The organism is Endozoicomonas sp. SESOKO4 (genome assembly GCF_024606275.1).
Genome location: NZ_JAHHPS010000276.1, coordinates 1 through 2,152 on the forward strand (window position 1 = coordinate 1; position 2,152 = coordinate 2,152).

Consider the following 2,152-nt stretch of genomic DNA (forward strand, 5'->3'; position numbering starts at 1 on the left):
CTGTCATTGTGTTTAAGCTTGATTGTTTGCCTGTCAGCTTATGCTGATGATGATGAATTGGCGAAAAAATTAACCAATCCTGTTGCTGATTTAATTAGTATGCCCGTGCAAGCCAATTATGATACGGGCTTTGGCCCTGACGATGGGCATCGTACAACTGTCAACGTGCAGCCTGTGATACCCATCGAGATGAATGACGATTGGAATATGGTTTCCAGAACCATTTTACCCTTGATTGAGCAAAATGATGTGGCGGGTAGCAGCGGTTCGCAATCGGGTACTGGTGATATTGTTCAAAGCCTTTTCTTTTCACCAAAACGGCCTACCAATAATGGCTGGATTTGGGGTGCGGGGCCGGTCTTTTTGCTACCAACAGCCAGCGACGAATTACTCGGTACAGAAAAGTGGGGACTAGGGCCTACTGCTGTATTGCTTAAAATGGAGCAGGGCTGGAGTTATGGCGCACTTGCCAATCATATCTGGGATATAGCCGGTGAAGATAAGCGTGATGATGTTAATGCTTCTTTTATTCAGCCCTTTCTCACCTACACCCACAAAGGTTGGACTTATACGTTACAAACCGAAAGCACTTACGACTGGAAAAACAGTCAATGGAATATTCCGATTAATGCTGTGCTGTCGAAAGTAATTCACATAGGTCGGCTGCCGGTGAGCTTTGCAGGAGGTGTGCGTTATTGGGCCGGAGCGCCAGAACAAGGTGCAGAAGGTTGGGGAGCACGCTTTGCGGTTACTGCAATGTTGCCCAGGTAGATAGTCGGGCTTTATCGTACAAGCGGATGATGGTCTATTGCACTAAAGAAGTGCGCGATTTGGGTGCAAGAAGCATGGTAGGCGTTCTTTTTTGGTGCGTGAGGTTTAATGAATGAACGGGAATAGAATTTTTTCAGTCTGCGAGCCTTGTTGACAGGTTGTTTTCAGAATTTGGCACAGTGCCTGCATATAAGCCACCAAACTCAGTTGGAAGTAAATCAGCTGAATACTTAAGGCTGGGGGCACGGGTCATAATGACAATGTCCGGAAATTCCCTGCTGGCCAACAGGATTCACTCAGGAGAGCTTTTATGAAGTTGGTATCAGCCATCATTAAGCCATTCAAATTGGACGACGTGCGAGAGGCTTTGTCCGAGATCGGTGTTCAGGGTATCACTGTCACCGGTTCAGGGCGTCATGGTGATCAAAAAGGGCGAAATTATTTACCAGCAATACCCTGGCATGAGGGAGAACGACCGCCATGTGTGGATGTCGAATTCAAAAGTGATCGCCGGCACGCTTATCGCTTTTCTGGAAGAAGAAGGGCGTATTGATCTACAGAAAACCGTGTCAAATTATCTGCCCAAAGCAAAAGGTACAGCTTGGGAGAACGTGAAAATATTCGATGTGTTGAACATGCAAACAGGGCTTGATTTGGAGGAAAACCCCACAACACGCAGTGGTGATACCCCTTATAACGCCTTTGTGAGAGCAGAGTTGGGTGTGCCCGCAAAAGACGGAAAAGTTTATACCCACAATGAGGCTTTGCTTGCCATTCCTTATTTGAAAAAGCCAGGTATGGCTTTTGAGTATTCATCCGCTAATACGCAGATGTTGGGTTTGATTATTGAGCAGATCACGCAAAAAAGGTTGGCAGAGGTGGTCAGTGAGCGAATTTGGTCAAAAGCAGGTATGGCAGGTGATGCAACCATCGGTTTAAGCCCACAGGGTAATGCCATTATTCATGGTCTGGTAAGTTCTCGTTTAGATGATATGGCGCGTTTTGGCATGTTGTTTACCCCGAGCTGGAACAAGCTTGGTGATAAACGCATTGTTTCGGAACAAGTGCTGAAGCGTATGCAAACCTCGGGAAAGCGGGAAAACTATTTGAAAGGTGCTCTTGGGCCCAGGTTGACGGAAGAATTCAGAGATGCACCATTATTTAATAGTTATCAGTGGGATGCTGTTTTTGCTGATGGTGATCTCTATAAAAGTGGCATGAATGGTCAGGGTATCTATGTATCCCCTTCCAGAGATAATGTGGTGGTTTGGTTTGCTACCGGCTTTACCGAAATACCGATGGAAGCCTTTAGCCGAAAAATCAGTCTTGACCTGGATTAGAGTATTTCAAAGGGCGGATGTCGTTTTGTTTAAGTTTCTGT

The 2,152-nt window shown here is 46.0% G+C and carries 2 protein-coding genes and 1 pseudogene; all 3 read left to right on the forward strand.

From position 1 onward, the window contains the following. Positions 1 to 771, forward strand: a 771-nt coding sequence (locus KDK16_RS05145) for a hypothetical protein (RefSeq protein ID WP_257274990.1), incomplete at its 5' end; no start/stop codon positions are given. Between the two features lie 310 nt (positions 772 to 1,081). Next, positions 1,082 to 1,216: pseudogene (locus KDK16_RS05150) on the forward strand (P-II family nitrogen regulator); the annotation flags it as partial. 16 nt (positions 1,217 to 1,232) lie between these two features. After that, positions 1,233 to 2,111, forward strand: coding sequence for a serine hydrolase domain-containing protein (locus KDK16_RS05155; RefSeq protein WP_373690925.1), 879 nt, complete (start codon positions 1,233 to 1,235; stop codon positions 2,109 to 2,111). The last annotated feature ends 41 nt before the right edge of the window (positions 2,112 to 2,152 follow it).

Coding starts and splice junctions, on each gene's coding strand:
- KDK16_RS05155 (WP_373690925.1), top strand. CDS start 1,233: ATGAGGGAGAACGACCGCCATGTGTGGATGTCGAATTCAAAAGTGATC.